This is a genomic window from Bacillus salipaludis, from assembly GCF_030938565.1.
Lineage (GTDB): Bacteria > Bacillota > Bacilli > Bacillales > Cytobacillaceae > Neobacillus > Neobacillus salipaludis_A.
This window is the reverse complement of the sequence record NZ_JAVGVR010000001.1, coordinates 1,616,950-1,632,547: the sequence shown is the minus strand read 5'-3', so window position 1 is coordinate 1,632,547 and position 15,598 is coordinate 1,616,950. Positions and strand designations below refer to the sequence as shown.

Sequence of the window (15,598 nt, the reverse complement as noted above, 5' to 3'; positions counted from 1 at the left end):
CAAAGAAAAAATTCATCAAACATTCTATACTAAGACCAGAGCAAAAATAACCTAAGTTTTTAAGGGGGATTTATAGAATGTTTATTGGAGTACCTAAGGAAATTAAAAACAATGAAAACAGGGTTGCGCTTACACCAGCTGGAGTTGTTTCATTTTTAAATGCAGGTCATACTGTATTAGTTGAAAAAGACGCTGGAATTGGAAGCGGTTTCTCCAATGAAGATTATGCAAAAGCCGGTGCTGAAATTATTGATAGCGCTGACCAAGTTTGGGAAAAAGCACAAATGATTATGAAGGTTAAAGAGCCTTTATCAAGTGAATATAAATACTTCCGTCAAGGTTTAATTCTTTTCACCTATTTACACTTAGCTGCTGAGCCGCCATTGGCAAAAGCACTTAAAGATAGCGGCGTCATTGCAATCGCCTATGAAACAGTAGAAGTTAACAGAACTCTTCCACTTCTTACACCAATGAGTGAAGTTGCAGGACGTATGGCTGCACAAATCGGTGCACAATTCTTACAAAAATTCTACGGTGGCCAAGGTATCCTTCTTGCAGGTGTTCCTGGGGTTAACCGCGGCAAGGTTACCATCATTGGCGGAGGAGTTGTTGGAATCAATGCAGCTAAAATGGCTGTTGGTTTAGGGGCGGATGTAACCATCATTGATTTAAGTGCAGACCGCTTACGTCAATTAGATGATATCTTTGGAAACCAAGTAAAAACTTTAATGTCTAATCCATTTAATATTGCTGAAGCAGTAGCCGAAGCAGACCTTCTAATTGGAGCAGTATTAATCCCTGGTGCGAAGGCTCCTAAACTTGTTACTGAGGAAATGGTAAAAGCCATGAAGCCTGGTTCTGTCATCGTTGATGTTGCGATTGACCAAGGTGGTATTGTTGAAACTAGCGACCATGTAACAACACATGACAATCCTACTTTTGTTAAGCACGGTGTGGTTCATTATTCTGTAGCAAACATGCCTGGTGCGGTTCCTAGAACTTCAACTATTGCTTTAACAAATGTTACAGTCCCATATGCCCTTCAAATTGCTAACAAAGGTGTATTCAAAGCTATTGTTGAAAATCATGCCTTAAAGCTTGGCGTAAACGTTGCAAACGGTGAAATTACGTACGAAGCAGTTGCAAAAGATCTTGGGTATGACTTCGTAACAGTAGAAGATGCATTAGAAAAAGAACTAGCATCTATTTAATAAAATGATATCAGGTCCCTACAAGTTTCTTGCTTGTGGGGATTTTTTAATAGTTCCACTTAGAATGAATATGGTTACAACGGAGAACGATAAAAGCAAGATGATTGAGGAGGAGTGATCCGATGCAAAGAATTTTGCTTACTATTATCGTTTTATTTACCCTTTCGCTATTTCCCGTCCCAAACCAAATTTCCGCCAAGGAATCTGCTGTAAATCCACTAGGCTCACAGCAGCCGATTCGCGGGATTTATGTAAAGGCTGAAAATACAGGCGGCCAAAGGTTTCATAAACTACTTTCATTCGTTAACCAAACAGAGTTAAATGCCATGGTCATTGATGTAAAAGATGATTACGGTAATATGACCTTTCTCCCATCAAAAAACTCACCCTATTTTTCTATCAGCAAGCCTTATATTAATAACCCTAAAGAATTAATGGATACATTAAAAACCAACGGAATTTTTCCAATTGCGAGGATTGTTGTCTTTAAAGACAGTGTATTGGCAAAAAAATCACCTAGCCTTACCTATAGAACGTCAAATGGGATTTGGAAAAACGCGCGGGGAGATTCCTTCACCAATCCATTTTTGAAAGAGGTTTGGGACTATAATATTGGGGTTGCTATCCTAGCCGCCAATATGGGGTTTAAAGAAATTCAATTTGACTATGTCCGTTTTCCAGAGAAGTTTGAAACCTTTGAAAAACAGCTAAGCTTCGAACAGGGAACCTTTCCTTCCAAGAATGGACAAAATAGAATTGCGGCGGTATCATGTTTTGTTAAGTATGCTTCAGAAACGTTAAGACCTTATCATGTTAAAGTATCTGTAGATGTTTTCGGTAACGCTACTGTCATTCCGGAAGCACCAGGTATTGGGCAAAATTTCTCTAAAATTGCCGAAAATGTGGATGTTATTTCCGCCATGATCTATCCAAGTCATTGGACAGGGATTTTTGGAATAAAGAAACCTGATTTGCACCCCTATCAGCTTGTCAAAGAATACGCGAAGGTAGAAAAGGGCCGGTTAGAAGAGTTAAGCAACCCTCCTATTTCCAGGCCATGGCTCCAAGATTTTACTGCAGCATGGCTTGGTAGTGGAAATTTTAAAGTATATGGCAAGAAAGAAATTGAAGACCAAATTCGCGGGCTGCACTCCCAAGGAATTCATGAATTCCTGCTCTGGAATGCCAGCAATAAATACACGCCAAACGTTGATTATACACCGTACTAAAAGGAATCCGAATCCGGATAACGTGAAAAACCAAGGCACCGAACACGTGCCTTGGTTTTTGTTTGCTTTAACCATCCACTAGATATATTTCCTGTGAACTCCCTTACCATCGTAGGTGAATAACATTTTTCTGTCTTCGACATTTGTTTCCATATGAACTGGTCTTCCCCAAAGCTGTTGAATATAAGGTAATACTTTTTCGAGGTATTTTACGTCCAGTTCTACCCCCTCATACCAATGCTTCAAATAAAGTTCTCCATTTTTCAAATAATCTCCATCATTTACAGTAATATATGGGAATCCCCCATTTACACGCATGTTTACAAGCTGGTCGCGAATATGCTCCCACTGCTTGTCGACAACTTTGTAGTCCCTGCCTTGTTTTTGGAAAAGATACATATCCTCACGCATCACAAGGTCCTTATTTAAGTAATTGCGCAGGAAGGAAATATCAGATTCTACCTCACGGACCTCAAACATTTTTTCCCTGCCGGAGCCTGGCTGAACGCCTCTACGTTTCATTTCTTCTGTTGGATTATTATAACGTTCTTCAATATCCTCAAAAATCTTGATACCAAGATAGTATGGGTTAATACCTGTTTTTGATGGCTGAACGACGCCGGCATTTAATTTAGCAAATTCAATCGCCTCATCACTGGTTAGGTCCATCTCTCTTAAGATACGCTGATGCCAATAGGATGCCCAGCCTTCGTTCATGATTTTCGTTTCAAGCTGCGGCCAGAAATACAGCATTTCTTCGCGCATCATTGTTAAAATATCCCTCTGCCAATCCTCTAGCTCTCTGCTGTATGTTTCAATAAATAACAATAAATCCTTTTCAGGCTTTGGTGGAAATTTCTTTTTTGTCGGCTTTTTTTCAACCTTTTTATCTTTATCATCCAATGACCAAAGATCATCATACGGAGAAGGGCTACGGTGCTCACCGCTCTCTTCTTCCTCCAAATCATCCATTGACCATGCTAATTTTGGTCTCATCAAAGATGGATCAATATGTTCGTCAATGGCTAATACAGCATCTAAAAATGTCTCTACTTCTTTTTTCCCGTATTGTATTTCGTATTTTCGAATTCTTTCTGCCGTTGCAGCCATACTTTCCACCATGTCCCGCTTGGTATTTTGGAAACGAACATTATTCTTAAAGAAATCACAGTGGGCAAGTACGTGAGCCACAATCAGTTTATTTTGAATTAATGCGTTAGAGTCCAACAAGAAGGCATAACATGGGTTTGAATTGATAACAAGCTCGTATATTTTACTTAATCCCAAGTCATAGTGAAGCTTCATCTTATGAAATTGTTTGCCAAAGCTCCAATGTGAAAACCGGGTTGGCATGCCATATGCACCAAATGTATAAATGATTTCCGCTGGACAAATTTCATAACGCATCGGATAAAAATCTAGGCCAAAGCCGCTTGCGATTTCTGTAATCTCGCTAATGGCATATTCCAGTGCTTTGCGCTCTTCCGCATTCATGAGCCATTCCCCCTTTTCCTCTTACCACAATGTATGAAGAAAAGGCAGGAATGATGAAACAAGATAGAAAAAACATAGACAAAAGACTAGATATTACTTTATTTTTTTTGCTTCTTTTGCAAGCATCAAGCCCACCTTCTTGTTCCGTTTCCATTCCTTTTTAAATACGGATAATGGGGGGTTGGTTTCTCCAACAAGATAGCTGATCTCAATCGTGAGAGCCGGTCGGTGATAAGTAGTAATAAACCAATCCGTAAAACCTCCACCCACTGCATCTTGATCGGGTCTACCTAATTTGTAGCCAGTAAGTTTGGAGATTTTTTTCGCAATTTTTCGGTCACGTTTAAGATGTTTGCCGTTTTTATACTTCCAAAAGATTTCTCTCCCGGCGGTATGATAGGCAACAGCTACTATTGGCTGCCTATGATGAATAAACTTTGTTAAGGCGATTACCTCTTCTGCCTCTAAAGGGGCTTTTCCCTTAAAAGACTTATATGATGGTCCCTTCGGATCATTCTTTATTGCTTCCCATCCTGCAGGATATTGGCGATTCAAATCGATTCCAATACCATTTGCTTTCCATCTGTCAAATTGCTCTAAACCTTCGTTCATTTTCACTAAACTAATTATTTGGCTCCGGGAAAGCTGAGCAAAATGATTTTGTTGAATCATGACACCATCTGGATTCAACATCGGAATAAACCAAATTGAAACTTCGTTTAAAATATCAGTTGACCTTTTTCCCTTTTCATATTCATCAGCATAAGTTTCGAGCATTTTCATCAGCACCATGCTAGTCAGCCATTCCCGTCCATGATGACTGCCAATCAGAACAATATTTTTTTTACCCGACCCAAGTCTGACGGCCCAAATATTCTTTTTATAATAAGTGGTTCCAATGGATTTAATCTCAACTACTGATTTATATTTTTTTTGAATCTTTGAAAGGTCCTGTTTTAAAATTTCGTACGTATAGGGTTTTTTAACTTCAACTAATTTTTCTCCAAAGGCATTGTCAGGCTGAAGTGTAAATAAAATCATGAAGCACAAGAAGTATTTGAACATATCTTCCCCCCTAAAGTAGTGGCTTACCACTAAAATTTTATACAGGTAAAAGTTGAAAAACGCGTCAATTAAGGGTGTCCAACATTTTCTGTGAAAGTTTTCGGCAAAAAATCATAAAATAAACTCAACTCCTAACAAGGAGGAGACAACTAAATGAATAAAGTGGATTATGACCGTGCGTTGTATTATACACACCGGTCCGAGTGGGATAACTTATTAATTTTAATGGTTCGAACAAAAGACCAATTTTTATCAAAGAAAATAGAACAATTCCTGCATGCCTACCATTTCGAACATGATTACTCAGTATTAGAAAAAAAATTGTATGCCTTGCTTCGATACATCGACCATGCAAACGAAGCGGCAGAAACCGACCCAAATGAGATTCCGATGTATAGTCTTTCCTGAAACAGCAAGTGAATACAGTTTTGTGTGAGAAAAATATTTACAACCGGGCTAAAGAATTCCACCACAAAAAACGGCTCCTTTTTAAGGGGGCCGTTTTTCAAATTTATAATATTTGTTCAAAAACTCCATTCCGAATAGAATAAAATACTGCTTGGATCAGATCTTGAAGTCTCAAGCTTAGCACTGTAGACGTAAAAAACCTGAAGAGAACTCTTCAGGCATTTAACAATTATGCTATTGGGTATTGTTGAATTAAAGGATGAAGGACAATTTCATCAATTAGCATATATTTTGATGCGGACGCCATATAAACAACAGCATTCGCAATATCTTCGACCTTCAGCCAATCTTTTTTCTCTGGCAGGCCTTGGGTTGACTCCGCAAAATAGGTATCCACCATCCCTGGATTGATCGTTCCAACCCGGATTCCATATTCACGTACTTCCTGAGCAACAGAACCGGAAAAGCCTTGGACGGCATATTTCGTGGCAGTGTAGGCTGCTCCATTCGGAATCGTGTATCTTCCAACATCGGAAGAAATGGTAATGATTGTACCTGATTTTTGTTCTTTCATATGCGGCAAAACCGCTTTAATTCCAAGAAATACCCCTTGCACATTTACTTCAAATACTTTTTTCCATTCTTCGACAGTCACTTCTTCGGTTAATTTAAAAAAGCCAACTCCTGCATTATTAACGAGGAGGTCAATGTGACCATATTCATCAATGGTTTTTCTTACAACCTCTTGCATATCACTCTCATTGGAAACGTCTGCCTGAATCGGAAGGACATGAGAAAAACCTTTATTCTTCAGCTCTTCTGCCGTTTGGTTAACCTGCTCAGAACTGCCGACTAATGCTAATTTCACACCTTGTTCAGCCAATTTTAGAGCAATTTCCTTCCCAATTCCCCTGGATGCACCTGTCACAATGGCTATTTGACCTTTTAACATTTTTGAAACTCCCTTTCATATTGTGGCTCTTTCTATGCTGTTATCGTGTTTCAGATACTAAATTTATTTTTTCATCGACAAGCGCCATAAAATCTTTTTCAATTTTTTCAAGCTTGCTTTTACCTTCTTCTAAGCTTCCACTATTTACACCAAAATAGAATTTCACTTTTGGTTCCGTTCCAGATGGTCTTAGGCAAACCCATGAACCATCCTCAAACGTATATTTCAAAACATTGGATTTTGGCAAATCAATTCTTTCCTCGCCATTTTTCGATAAACGAACTCCCGTTAAATAATCCTCTGAAGTCAAAGTTTTTACGGACCCAAGATTTGTTAATGGTTCAGAACGGAAAGAAGCCAAAATTCGCTGAATCATTTCCGCTCCATCTTTTCCTTTCAATGTTAAAGAGCGCAGTCCTTCCAGATAAAAACCATATTTAGCAAATACCTGCATTAGCCCTTCATAAAGGGTCATTCCTTGTTTTTTATAATAAGCACAAACCTCTGTTGCCAAAAGCGCTGCTTGAACAGCATCTTTATCGCGGGCGAAGTCTCCAATTAAATAACCATAGCTTTCTTCATACCCAAATAAGAAGGTATGTTCACTTGTATTTTCATATTCATTGATTTTCTCAGCAATAAATTTGAAGCCTGTTAATACATCAATGGTTTTCAATTGATAGGATTCTGCAATTTTTCTGCCGATTTCAGAGGTTACAATCGTTTTTAAAACGACTCCGTTTTGAGGAAGGGTGCCCTTTTCCTTTTTCTGTGAAAGCAAATAGTCAAGTAGCAATGCACCTGTTTGGTTTCCAGTCAGGACAACATATTCTCCCTCGGGATTTAGAACCGCTATTCCTAATCGGTCCGCATCTGGGTCTGTGGCAATTAAAATATCGGCGTCAATCCGTTTACCGTCCCGAATTGCTAACTCAAATGCTGCATGTTCCTCTGGATTCGGACTTTTTACAGTTGAAAACTCGGAATCTGGCAGCTCCTGTTCCTTAACAACGGTCACATTTTTATACCCAAAAGCAGAAAGTGCGTTCCGTACAGGTTTATTAGCTGTTCCGTGTAAAGGTGTAAAAACGATTCGAATATCCGACTCTTCTGCAAGAGTTGGATTTTCCGAGATGGTTTTCAATTTTTCTAAATAGGCGTTATCAATTTCGGAACCGATAATCTTAATGAGTCCTGCATCTCGAAGGTTCTCTTCTGAATCCACCTCAATCAATAGCTCGTTTTCGATTTCATTGACCCTAGCAATCACCTGATCAGCACTTTCAGGCGGAAGCTGGCCCCCATCATGCCCGTATACCTTGTACCCGTTATATTCCGGCGGGTTATGACTTGCTGTAACGACAATCCCGGAGAATGCATTTAAATATCTTAATGCAAAGGAAAGTTCCGGAGTGGGTCTTAATTCATCAAAAACATAGGTTTGAATGCCTTTTGTTGCTAATGTTTTCGCGGCTTCCATTGCAAATTCGGGAGATTTATGCCGGGAATCATAGGCAATAACCACTCCGCGTTTTTTTGCTTCAAGACCATTTTCTTCTATGTATGCAGCTAATCCGGCAGAAGCTTTTCTCACTGTATAAAGGTTCATTCTGTTTGTACCAACACCAATTTCCCCTCTCATGCCGCCGGTACCAAATTCTAAATTCTTATAAAAAGCTTCCTCCAGCTGTTTATCATCTTTCTTTAGTTCCAATAATTGATTTTTTAACTCTGAATCTAACCCCTCAAAGTTGATCCATCTTGTTGCATTTTCTTTCCAGTCCATTTTATCTCCTCCTGATGATTCTTTCTACTCTATATTGTTTCGAAGTTCAAGATTGTTACTCCTTTTAAAATTGCTGGAATTATTCCGACATTTTTCGCAGTGGAAGAAATTTTAACGAATTTTTACCATTACTATTTTAAATTTTCTTCATATCAAGCACAAGGAAATAATGGAATAAAAAATAAAGTACCTGCTTGCAGGTTTTACTTTATCAAATCTAAATTCCAATTTTTTATAATCTTTGAAAAAGGGCCTGTTGATTTCCGCTCCGGTCACTCGCTTTCCGCGGGGAGATCCTGGAGCCTCCTCGGCGCAAGCGCCTGTGGGGTCTCCAGTGACCTCTCTATCCCGCAGGAGTCGAGTGCCCTCCGCTCCAATCAACAGACCAGATAAGAGAGAGAACCATACACAAAAAAAGGGGGTGCCCCTAATTTTACTTTTAGGACACCCTCTTAGATAATTAATTCATTTGCAGCTTTTGTATAGATACTGAATATACTGTTTTTCATATTTTTCGCGTCCACAAATTGATCAAATTCAAATGGGAAGAATAGCCCAAATTCTTGTAAATTTGAAACATTCTTATTAAAAAGTGACGAATATTGATCATCAAGAGTGGGAGACTCGAGGATGGAAATAATCGTTTGCATGCTGGTCATCACTTGAAAAGCATCTTTTAATGTGCTAAAATCATCGAATTGTTTGCTAGAGGTGTGCAAAACCTTTAGCTGTTCAAAAGAACGAATTTCATCATCCGAAAAATAGAGTGGAAAAACAGTTGAATAAATATACCCCACAAGTCCGCAAATTTCTTCCTCTTGACTTGGTGTTGAGGCAAAAACAATTTTCACTTGTAACCCACCTTTGCTATCGCTTTTTTCTAATGTATATTTAATTTATCATAAGGATAACATAATTTCTTGTGTTAAAACTGTGGTAATTAAAACCATGCAAACCCTGTATTTTTAAGGAGAATAAAATGTTAAAAACAAGCAAAAAAGGTAATTGGCTCGAGTTAACGATCCCAGAAATTTGGGAAGGAATAACGATTGAAGATCTATTTCAAAAAAAATGGAATTCTCCGAAGAAGCTAACCCATCAATTTCGTATGGAACAAAAAGTATTAGTTAACGGTCAAACGTATCCTTGGAATAAATCCATTACAGCCGGCAGTAAATTACAAATAAAATTATTTGAAGAAGAGGAAATGAACCTACCTCTCCATTATATGGAGGTTACCGTTTTATATGAGGATGATCATGTTCTTGTATTAAATAAGCCGCCATTTATAAATACTCATCCAAATGACCTAACAAAGGATACCAATACACTTGTAAATGCTGCTTCTTTTTATCTGCAAGCAAAGGGGGAAATGAGAAATATTCGGCAAATCCATCGTCTAGATAAAGATACCTCTGGTGCCATCCTTTTTGCAAAGCACCCATTGGCAGGTTCCATTTTGGATCGCATGTTGGGAAATCGTAAGATTAAACGAACCTATATTGCTCTTGTTCACGGCCTGCTTAAGCAAAAAAAGGGAGAAATTAATGAACCAATTGGACGCGACCGCCACCATGCATCAAGAAGGCGGGTATCTTCCACTGGTCAAAAAGCCGTTACACATTTTCAGGTAATGAAAGTGGATGCTAAAAAGCGGCAATCATATGTAAAATGCTGGCTTGACACTGGCAGGACTCACCAAATCCGTGTTCATTTAAGTCATATCGGACATCCACTTGTGGGTGATACGCTATATGGAGGTAAACCACTTGTTAACCGGCAAGCCCTTCATGCTGCAAAGCTTGAGTTTATTCATCCTTTTACAGAAGAAAAAGTGATCTGCAATGCCCCTTTTTTAGACAAGCCGGAAATTTTTAAAGAAATTGATGTATATTCTCTCTAATAACAAAAAGCCTCCGAAAATTGGAGGCTTTTTGTTTTAGCGGTCTGTTTTTCGGAAGGCTCTCATCACTAGACTTAGCAGGAAGACTAGAACTATTGCCCCGATGACTGCCGGGATAATGGCAAAGTTTGCGACGTTAGGGCCCCAATTTCCCAAAATTAATGACCCAAGCCACGCCCCAACAAATCCCGCAATTATATTACCAATAACGCCACCTGGAATATTTCTCCCCACGATAAGGCCTGCTAACCATCCAATAATACCACCTACGATTAATGACCAAATGAAGCTCACTTGCGAACACTCCTTTTTAGTATTCATTATTTCATTTGATACAAGCATTCAGTTCCATGGACTGAATTGCTTGTATGTATAAAGTACCCAAAATTTATACTTCTAATCATATATATAAAGAAGAACCGGATTAAACATCCGGTTCTTCTTTATAAGGTCGGGGATTCATGATTTAAGGTAAATCAATAAGCATGAATTTCGCATTCTTTACGGCTTTAATTTGTAAACTCTCTGTTTCTGTAATACGGGCAGAATCCCGTCTGTTCAAATGGTGGTCCTGATTAAGGATTACTTCCCCTTCAAGCACAAAGAAAAAAATTCTGCGTCCCGTTTCCTGATGAAAACTAAGGTCCTTTTCTGGCTCTAATTCTGATAAATATATCGTAAGATCTTGATGGATATAGGCTACATCCTCACCATGATGTTTTGAAACAACTGGTAAAAGGGCATTTTTCATTTTAGCAGGATCAAAATCGGTTCTTTCATATGATGGTGTGAGTCCGTATTCCTCAGGCATAAACCATAATTGTAAAAAGTTTACTTCCTCGTCTCCGGAAGGATTTACCTCTGAATGGACAACTCCTGTTCCTGCCGACATTCGTTGAATACCGCCAAATGTAGTGACAGCACTTTTTCCTGTACTATCCTCATGCTTTAATTGTCCTTTTAAAACGATTGAAACTATCTCCATTTCGCGGTGGGGATGAGCTCCAAACCCTCTTAAGGGCTGAACGATATCATCATTTAAAACACGCATCGGCCCAAACTGCATGTTGGAAGGATCATAATACTCAGCAAAAGAAAAACTAAAATTACTTTTAAGCCAGCCATGATCTGCAGTATATCTTTCCTCCGCCTTATAAATATCAAACATGTATAAACACTCCTTACGTATTGATGATTCATGATTACTATATCCATATGAAATCTCAAAGCCAATTATCTCTAATTCGAGATAATTATATTCCTTTCCAAATGATTCGTCAACCTAGTCACTTCTCTTCCTTCGCACATAAAAATCATTTATTTGGTAAAAGTATTAGGTATCTATTAAGCCATATATATATCCACTTTCAGAAAATTCTAATGTTAAGTTTTTGTAAAGTTTGTTAAAAATAATTCTTTTTTCGACATTTATCAGATAGAATGTTTTTCGGTAATGACAACTTTTCAACAATTATATGGGGGTAAATAGACTATGGCATTCAAAAAACATGACAAGTTTTCAGTTTTGTTAAACAATATTTCTTCTAATTCAAAAGAAAGTGTAAATTTCTTTACCGAATATAAATTAAAAACCATCAGTGATTTAAAGATTTTTTCTGAAAAAATGAAGGAATATGAATCAAAAGGAGATACATTTGTTCATGAAATCATTAAAGAATTAAATGACGCCTTTATTACTCCAATTGAACGGGAAGATATTCTCCACCTTGCAATGAGTATGGATGATGTACTGGACGGGCTTGAAAGCTGCGCGGCATTATTCGAAATGTACTCCATCACACAAGCTGATGACTTTATGCTTAAATTTGTTGAAGCCATTCAAGGTAGTGTACACGAAATCGATAAAGCTGTTGGCCTTCTTTCTAATAAAAAATTACCTCAAATAAGAGAACATGCCATTAAAATTAAAGATTTCGAATCAAAATGCGATAATATTTTACGTCAATCGATTAAAAATTTATTCGCCATCGAAAAGGATCCAATTCGTATCATTCAATACAAAGAAATTTATGAAACATTTGAAGACATTGCCGATAGCTGTCAGGAAGTTGCCAATACACTTGAAACCATCATAATGAAAAATGCGTAAGGAGCAATCATATGAGCTTAATTTTTATCCTAACGGTATTAATTGTTATTGGTGCCTTGGCATTTGATTTCATAAATGGTTTTCATGATACAGCCAACGCCATTGCAACATCTGTATCTACAAAAGCATTAAAGCCAAGGCATGCAATTCTTTTAGCTGCAGTAATGAATTTTATTGGAGCAATGACATTTACTGGTGTTGCAAAATCCATTTCAAAGGATATTGTTGATCCCTTTACCCTTCACAATGGATCTGTCGTTATTCTTGCAGCAATCCTCTCAGCGATTATTTGGAACCTAGTCACATGGTATTTCGGAATTCCGAGCAGCTCTTCACATGCCATTATTGGTTCAATAGCAGGAGCAGCCATTGCTGCAGAAGGATTTGCAGCGTTAAACTATAGCGGATTTTTAAAGATTCTTGAGGCACTTATTCTTTCACCGATTTTAGCTTTCGTTGTCGGTTATATTGTTTACAGCATTTTTAAAGTAGTATTTAAAAATTTCAATTTAACAAAAACCAATCGGAGCTTCCGATATATTCAAATCGGGACAGCCGCATTGCAATCTTATTCCCATGGAACAAACGATGCACAAAAGTCGATGGGGATAATCACGATGGCACTAATTGCAAATAATATTCTTCCTCATAACGCAGAAGTTCCCCTTTGGGTTCAAGTTTCCTGTGCGATCGCAATGGGTCTTGGAACATCAATTGGCGGCTGGAAAATTATTAAGACGGTTGGCGGTAAAATCATGAAAATCCGTCCGATTAACGGGGTTGCTGCTGACTTAACAGGTGCTGCCATTATCTTTGGTGCAACCTACATCCATTTACCTGTTAGTACAACACATGTTATTTCGTCTGGAATTTTAGGTGTTGGTTCTGCGCACCGGATTAAAGGTGTTAAATGGGATACAGCACAGCGGATGATCATTACATGGGTCATCACCTTGCCTATCTCAGCTTTATTAGCATCCGTTTTGTTTTTCCTTCTTGATCTCATTTTTTAATCATTAAAGACCAGAGTTCACAAGATCTCTGGTCTTTTTTGTTCAATTTTTTATTGACTCCCTTTCTTTTAGATCCTGACCCTGGCAATTAATCTGAAAATTATTTTAAAATAATTAAATCCCTACTTTCGGTATATTAAAAACAATGTGTACAATTCCGTAAATTCCTAATATATCAACTCTTTTTACTGTTATAACTTTCTATTGACCGTTCTCTATTTATTAATTTAGAATAATAACATAATCTTTTTATCATGGACATTAGGAGGTATACAATGGACAATACAGCTTCAATAAAACAGTCCGAGCAGGCTAAAGTTGCAAAAAAGCATCCACCTGGCCTGTACTTACTATTTTTTACAGAAATGTGGGAAAGATTCAGCTATTACGGAATGCGTGCAATCCTTGTATTATACCTTACAACAGAATTCGTAAGCGGTGGGTTAGGATTTAGCGATGCTACTGCAATGAGTATTTATGGATTCTTTACAGGTGCGGTTTATTTTACACCAATGGTTGGCGGTTATTTATCTGATAGATTTTTAGGTAGACGCCTCGCGATCACTTTAGGCGGAATTATTATGGCGGTTGGTAACTTTGCATTATTTGCCGATCAAAGTAAAGCGGCTTTCTATCTTGGATTAGTATTACTTATCGTTGGAAACGGTTTCTTTAAACCAAATATCTCAACCATTGTTGGAGAATTATATGCTCCAGATGACCGTCGTCGTGATGGCGCTTTCACCATCTTCTATATGGGGATTAACGTTGGTGCCTTTTTCTCTCCTTTAGTAGTTGGATATTTATCTGATGACCTTTTCAAGACAACAATCAATGGTGTGGTTCATCACGGATTCAAATATGGCTTCTTAGCTGCTTCCATCGGTATGATTATTGGGCAGTTAATTTTTAACCTTTTTGGCAATCGTTATTTAGGTGACATTGGTAAAAAGCCAACGGGTAAAGTTGCATCGAAAACAACAAATGCAACATTAAATAAACAGCCTTTAACAAAGATTGAAAAGAAACGTACAGCCGTTATTTTTATCCTTACTGCGTTTGTCGTTTTCTTCTGGGCAGGGTTTGAACAAGCAGGAAGTTCCTTAACACTTTATACGGATCGCTTCGTTGACCGTGACCTCTTCGGATTTACGGTACCAACAGCTTGGTTCCAATCTTTAAATCCACTATTTATTGTTATCCTTGCACCAATCCTTTCTGCTTTATGGTTAAAGCTTTCTTATACGAAACGTGGTGATATGAGCGGCCCTAAAAAAATGGGATTAGGTATGGTGCTTTTAGGTTTAGGATATATGATTCTTTTATTAGCTGTATTAAAAACAGGAAGCGACGAGCATCATATCGCAATAAAAGCAAACATGATGATCATTGTCTTAACCTACTTAATGCATACACTCGGTGAATTACTTCTTTCTCCAGTTGGTTTATCACTTGTAAGTAAAATTGCTCCACTTAAACTAGCATCCCTATTAATGGGTGTATGGCTTGCCGGTTCCGGGGTTGCAAACATTCTTGCAGGACAATTAGCGGCACTAACACAGTCACTAGGTTACTTTGAAATTTTCAGTGTAATTGGTCTATTGGCCATCGTACTTGGATTAGTTTTATTAGCCCTTTCTGGAAAACTGCAACGGATGACCGAAGAAAGTTCAAAATAAATCTTTAAGAGGAAGAATCGATTGATTCTTCCTCTTTTTTATACATTCACTTCTAATTTAGATTCCTTTTCATATTTTTTAATTAAAGGGACAAGTATGGGGTGAAATAGGATGAAACAAAAAATATTAGCGATGCTTATTGGCAGTTTGCTGTTAAGTTTAGGCGTAAATGGATTTCTAGTTCCCTATCATCTGCTTGATGGCGGAGTAATTGGAATCGGATTAATCATCCATTATTTTTACGGGTGGCCGACAGGTTTAAGTATGATTATTTTAAGCCTGCCGCTTTATATCTTGGCTTGGTTTTTTGAACGGCGTTATTTCTTTTACAGCTTACATGGACTAATTATATCTTCCTTTTGTATTGATTTGTTTTCGTTCATGGACGGGAAAATTAATATAGGAATTTTACCAAGTACTATTATTGGCGGAATTCTCGTTGGAATTGGTATTGGACTCATGCTTCGCTATGAAACAAGTACAGGTGGAACAGATCTTCTCGCCCAGCTTCTAACAAAATTTACTTCTATAAATATAGGAATCATTATTTTCTTAATCGATGGTCTAGTGATTACAAGCGGTATCCAAGTGGTTGGCCTCGAAAAATTCTTTTATTCGCTAGTAACAATAATATTTGTCGGTCTCATGACCACCGTAACTGTTACAAGCAGACCCCAAACGTTTTAACATAAACTTAACAAAACTATCTAGAAAATTATTAAATAAATAGTTTTATTTTCCATTTTAT

15 protein-coding genes are annotated in these 15,598 nt (G+C 37.8%); 8 read left to right on the top strand and 7 right to left on the bottom strand.

Annotated elements, in window-relative coordinates:
• The first annotated feature begins 77 nt into the window (after positions 1-77).
• Positions 78-1,211 (top strand): alanine dehydrogenase, encoded by a 1,134-nt coding sequence (gene ald / locus RCG21_RS07930; protein WP_026574400.1) that lies wholly within the window; start codon positions 78-80, stop codon positions 1,209-1,211.
• Between the two features lie 122 nt (positions 1,212-1,333).
• A complete protein-coding gene (locus RCG21_RS07925) occupies positions 1,334-2,440 on the top strand; it encodes a putative glycoside hydrolase (protein WP_133338492.1) in 1,107 nt (368 codons plus the stop codon).
• A gap of 78 nt (positions 2,441-2,518) precedes the next feature.
• Here RCG21_RS07925 and RCG21_RS07920 read toward each other — a convergent pair whose 3' ends face one another.
• Positions 2,519-3,934 carry a SpoVR family protein gene (locus tag RCG21_RS07920; RefSeq protein WP_026574399.1) on the bottom strand — a complete coding sequence of 472 codons (1,416 nt, stop codon included), beginning with the start codon at positions 3,932-3,934 and terminating at the stop codon, positions 2,519-2,521.
• A 93-nt stretch (positions 3,935-4,027) separates the two neighbouring features.
• The gene (locus RCG21_RS07915) at positions 4,028-4,999 is read right to left on the bottom strand and encodes a M14 family zinc carboxypeptidase (RefSeq protein WP_133338494.1); all 972 of its coding nucleotides are present in this window, start codon (positions 4,997-4,999) and stop codon (positions 4,028-4,030) included.
• A 153-nt stretch (positions 5,000-5,152) separates the two neighbouring features.
• Between RCG21_RS07915 and RCG21_RS07910 the strand changes: the two genes are divergently transcribed.
• Positions 5,153-5,407 (top strand): YhdB family protein, encoded by a 255-nt coding sequence (locus RCG21_RS07910; RefSeq protein WP_026574397.1) that lies wholly within the window; start codon positions 5,153-5,155, stop codon positions 5,405-5,407.
• A 229-nt stretch (positions 5,408-5,636) separates the two neighbouring features.
• Here the strand turns inward: RCG21_RS07910 and RCG21_RS07905 are convergent, their stop codons facing one another.
• The 3 genes from RCG21_RS07905 to RCG21_RS07895 all read right to left on the bottom strand — a co-directional run bounded on the left by RCG21_RS07905 (position 5,637) and on the right by RCG21_RS07895 (position 8,996).
• Entirely contained in the window at positions 5,637-6,359 is a 723-nt protein-coding gene (locus RCG21_RS07905; RefSeq protein WP_308913046.1) for an SDR family oxidoreductase, read from the bottom strand.
• Positions 6,360-6,399: 40 nt separating this feature from the next.
• Positions 6,400-8,145, bottom strand: a complete 1,746-nt coding sequence (locus tag RCG21_RS07900; protein ID WP_133338498.1) for a phospho-sugar mutase — start codon at positions 8,143-8,145, stop codon at positions 6,400-6,402.
• Positions 8,146-8,597: 452 nt separating this feature from the next.
• The gene (locus tag RCG21_RS07895) at positions 8,598-8,996 is read right to left on the bottom strand and encodes a YhcU family protein (protein WP_308913045.1); all 399 of its coding nucleotides are present in this window, start codon (positions 8,994-8,996) and stop codon (positions 8,598-8,600) included.
• A 128-nt stretch (positions 8,997-9,124) separates the two neighbouring features.
• On the opposite strand from RCG21_RS07895, the gene RCG21_RS07890 reads away from it, so the two are divergent.
• Positions 9,125-10,048 (top strand): RluA family pseudouridine synthase, encoded by a 924-nt coding sequence (locus RCG21_RS07890; RefSeq protein ID WP_308913044.1) that lies wholly within the window; start codon positions 9,125-9,127, stop codon positions 10,046-10,048.
• 36 nt (positions 10,049-10,084) lie between these two features.
• Here the strand turns inward: RCG21_RS07890 and RCG21_RS07885 are convergent, their stop codons facing one another.
• Positions 10,085-10,342 carry a GlsB/YeaQ/YmgE family stress response membrane protein gene (locus RCG21_RS07885; protein WP_308913043.1) on the bottom strand — a complete coding sequence of 86 codons (258 nt, stop codon included), beginning with the start codon at positions 10,340-10,342 and terminating at the stop codon, positions 10,085-10,087.
• A gap of 172 nt (positions 10,343-10,514) precedes the next feature.
• Positions 10,515-11,216: a pirin family protein gene (locus RCG21_RS07880; RefSeq protein ID WP_133338504.1), complete on the bottom strand. Its 702-nt coding sequence runs from the start codon at positions 11,214-11,216 to the stop codon at positions 10,515-10,517.
• A 324-nt stretch (positions 11,217-11,540) separates the two neighbouring features.
• Between RCG21_RS07880 and RCG21_RS07875 the strand changes: the two genes are divergently transcribed.
• The 4 genes from RCG21_RS07875 (at position 11,541) to RCG21_RS07860 (ending at position 15,537) form a co-directional block, all read left to right on the top strand.
• Positions 11,541-12,158 (top strand): DUF47 domain-containing protein, encoded by a 618-nt coding sequence (locus RCG21_RS07875; RefSeq protein ID WP_133338506.1) that lies wholly within the window; start codon positions 11,541-11,543, stop codon positions 12,156-12,158.
• An 11-nt stretch (positions 12,159-12,169) separates the two neighbouring features.
• The gene (locus RCG21_RS07870; RefSeq protein WP_133338508.1) at positions 12,170-13,171 is read left to right on the top strand and encodes an inorganic phosphate transporter; all 1,002 of its coding nucleotides are present in this window, start codon (positions 12,170-12,172) and stop codon (positions 13,169-13,171) included.
• Between the two features lie 275 nt (positions 13,172-13,446).
• On the top strand, positions 13,447-14,850 hold the full coding sequence (locus RCG21_RS07865) for a peptide MFS transporter (RefSeq protein ID WP_133338510.1): 1,404 nt from the start codon (positions 13,447-13,449) through the stop codon (positions 14,848-14,850).
• A 111-nt stretch (positions 14,851-14,961) separates the two neighbouring features.
• Positions 14,962-15,537, top strand: coding sequence for a YitT family protein (locus RCG21_RS07860; protein ID WP_133338512.1), 576 nt, complete (start codon positions 14,962-14,964; stop codon positions 15,535-15,537).
• Positions 15,538-15,598: the final 61 nt, after the last annotated feature.

Bases quoted from the DNA above. Each gene is read 5' to 3' on its own strand.
- RCG21_RS07920 (WP_026574399.1), bottom strand. From the start codon at position 3,934: ATGAATGCGGAAGAGCGCAAAGCACTGGAATATGCCATTAGCGAGATT.
- RCG21_RS07865 (WP_133338510.1), top strand. From the start codon at position 13,447: ATGGACAATACAGCTTCAATAAAACAGTCCGAGCAGGCTAAAGTTGCA.
- RCG21_RS07915 (WP_133338494.1), bottom strand. From the start codon at position 4,999: ATGTTCAAATACTTCTTGTGCTTCATGATTTTATTTACACTTCAGCCT.
- RCG21_RS07905 (WP_308913046.1), bottom strand. From the start codon at position 6,359: ATGTTAAAAGGTCAAATAGCCATTGTGACAGGTGCATCCAGGGGAATT.
- RCG21_RS07900 (WP_133338498.1), bottom strand. From the start codon at position 8,145: ATGGACTGGAAAGAAAATGCAACAAGATGGATCAACTTTGAGGGGTTA.
- RCG21_RS07870 (WP_133338508.1), top strand. From the start codon at position 12,170: ATGAGCTTAATTTTTATCCTAACGGTATTAATTGTTATTGGTGCCTTG.
- RCG21_RS07875 (WP_133338506.1), top strand. From the start codon at position 11,541: ATGGCATTCAAAAAACATGACAAGTTTTCAGTTTTGTTAAACAATATT.
- RCG21_RS07880 (WP_133338504.1), bottom strand. From the start codon at position 11,216: ATGTTTGATATTTATAAGGCGGAGGAAAGATATACTGCAGATCATGGC.
- RCG21_RS07925 (WP_133338492.1), top strand. From the start codon at position 1,334: ATGCAAAGAATTTTGCTTACTATTATCGTTTTATTTACCCTTTCGCTA.
- RCG21_RS07860 (WP_133338512.1), top strand. From the start codon at position 14,962: ATGAAACAAAAAATATTAGCGATGCTTATTGGCAGTTTGCTGTTAAGT.
- RCG21_RS07890 (WP_308913044.1), top strand. From the start codon at position 9,125: ATGTTAAAAACAAGCAAAAAAGGTAATTGGCTCGAGTTAACGATCCCA.
- RCG21_RS07910 (WP_026574397.1), top strand. From the start codon at position 5,153: ATGAATAAAGTGGATTATGACCGTGCGTTGTATTATACACACCGGTCC.
- ald (WP_026574400.1), top strand. From the start codon at position 78: ATGTTTATTGGAGTACCTAAGGAAATTAAAAACAATGAAAACAGGGTT.